Annotated in this window: 2 protein-coding genes and 1 pseudogene; all 3 read right to left on the bottom strand. The window is 63.5% G+C overall.

Annotated elements, in window-relative coordinates; translation table 11 throughout:
- On the bottom strand, positions 1-1,165 hold a 1,165-nt coding region (locus AC1DX0_RS34870), incomplete at its 3' end, for a homocitrate synthase/isopropylmalate synthase family protein (protein WP_477358944.1).
- On the bottom strand, positions 1,162-2,118 hold the full coding sequence (gene pip, locus AC1DX0_RS34875; protein ID WP_477358947.1) for a prolyl aminopeptidase: 957 nt from the start codon (positions 2,116-2,118) through the stop codon (positions 1,162-1,164). The genes AC1DX0_RS34870 and pip, both read right to left, overlap by 4 nt.
- A pseudogene (locus AC1DX0_RS34880) lies at positions 2,115-2,224 on the bottom strand (GFA family protein); the annotation flags it as partial. The pseudogene AC1DX0_RS34880 and the gene pip, both read right to left, overlap by 4 nt.

Here is a 2,224-nt window from a genome sequence, read left to right on the forward strand (position 1 = left end):
CAAAGGAGGCGTCGGCGCCCTCATAGGCATAGCCCTCGGCCTCGCGCTCCTTGACGACCGCGATCAACGCGTCGAGCCGGTGATCGTCCCTGGGCACCTCGATGCCGCGCCGTTTCAGTTCGGCGAGAAAATTGGCCTTGCCGCCCTGATCGGAGACCATGACGCGGCGGCGGTTGCCAACAGTTTCCGGCGGCACATGCTCATAGGTCGCCGGCTCCTTGGCCAGTGCGGAGGCATGGATACCGGCCTTGGTGGCGAAAGCCGAGGCGCCGACATAGGGCGCCTGCGCTTCCGGCGCACGGTTCAAGAGTTCGTCGAAGGCACGCGACAGACGCGAAATGCCGGTCAGCGCCTCGGCCGAGATGCCGGTCTCAAAGCGATCGGCGAATGCCGGCTTTAGGGCCAGCGTCGGGACGATCGAGATCAGATTGGCGTTGCCGCAGCGCTCGCCGATGCCGTTCAGCGTGCCCTGGATCTGGCGTACGCCGGCCTCGACYGCSGCCAGCGAATTGGCRACYGCCTGGCCGGTRTCGTCRTGGGCRTGGATGCCGAGATGATCGCCCGGTATGCCTGAGGCGATGACCTTGTCGACGATGGCGCGCACTTCCGAAGGCTGCGTGCCGCCGTTGGTGTCGCACAACACCACCCAGCGTGCGCCGGCATCGTATGCCGTCTTCGCGCAAGCCAGCGCATAGTCCGGATTGGCCTTGAAGCCATCGAAGAAATGCTCGCAGTCGACCATCGCYTCCTTGCCCGAAGCGACYGMCGCCTCGACCGAGGCCTTGATGGAGTCTAGGTTCTCCTCGTTGGTGCAGCCGAGCGCGACGCGGACGTGGTAGTCCCAGCTTTTGGCGACGAAGCAGATGGCGTCCGATTTCGACTGCACAAGCGCCGCAAGGCCAGGATCGTTCGAGGCGGAGACCCCTGCCCGCTTGGTCATGCCGAAGGCAACGAATTTGGCGCGTGCCGTGCGCTTCTTCTGGAAGAATGCGGTGTCGGTCGGATTGGCGCCGGGATAACCACCCTCGACATAGTCCATGCCGAATTCGTCGAGCAATTTTGCAATCGCGATCTTGTCCTCGACCGAAAAGTCGATGCCCGGCGTCTGCTGGCCATCGCGCAGTGTGGTGTCGAAGAGATAGAGGCGCTCGCGGGTCATGGTCATTTGCCTGCAAATTTGTCCGTCGCGCGGATCAGCCGGTCAAGGATGCCGGGTTCCGAATAGGCATGGCCGGCGCCCTCGATGAGATGGAAATCGGCCTTCGGCCAGGCCTTGTGCAGCGCCCAGGCGTAGCGTGCAGGACATGGCATGTCGTAGCGGCCGTGGACGATGGTGCCGGGAATATCCTTGAGCTTGTGCGCGTCGCGCAGCAGCTGTCCCTCCTCCAGCCAGCCGGCATGAACGAAATAATGGTTCTCGATGCGGGCAAAGGCGATTGCATAATCGTCCTCGCCAAACTTGTCGCTGGTTTCCGGCTCCGGCAGCAGCGTGATGGTTTCGCCTTCCCACAGGCTCCAGGCGAGCGCCGCTTCCAGCTGCGCCTTGCGGTCTGAGCCGACCAGCCGAGTGCGGTAGGCCGCCATCATGTCGCTGCGCTCGGCCTGCGGGATCGGCGCCACGAAACGCTCCCACTTGTCGGGAAACATCTCGGAGACGCCGAACTGATAGTACCATTCGAGCTCGGCCCGGGTCAGCGTGTAGATGCCGCGCACCACCAGCTCGCTGACGCGATTGGGATGCGTTTCGGCATAAGCGAGCGCCAGCGTCGAGCCCCAGGAGCCGCCGAACACCAGCCATGTGTCGAAGCCGGCCATTTCGCGGAGCCGTTCGATGTCGGCGACCAGGTGCCAGGTCGTGTTGGCTTCGAGCGAGGCGTTCGGCGTCGATTTTCCGCAACCGCGCTGATCGAACAGGATGACATCATAGAGCTTTGGATCGAACAGCCGCCGRTGTTTTGGCGARAWGCCGCCGCCCGGKCCGCCATGCAGGAACACSGCCGGCTTGGCGCCYTTGGTGCCGGARCGCTCCCAATAGACCWKRTGRCCATCGCCGACATCGAGCATGCCTGAGTCGAACGGCTCGAGCTCGGGATAGAGGGCACGCAATTGACTGCTCATAGCTGCAAACCTTTGGTCGGCCAGTCCGCCGTTTCGTGGTCGGGATGCTGGAAGGAGATGATCTGCTCCTGCCTTGTGTAGAAGTCGGGGTCCTGATGGATTGGCT

The organism is Mesorhizobium sp. P3_A9, assembly GCF_056402975.1.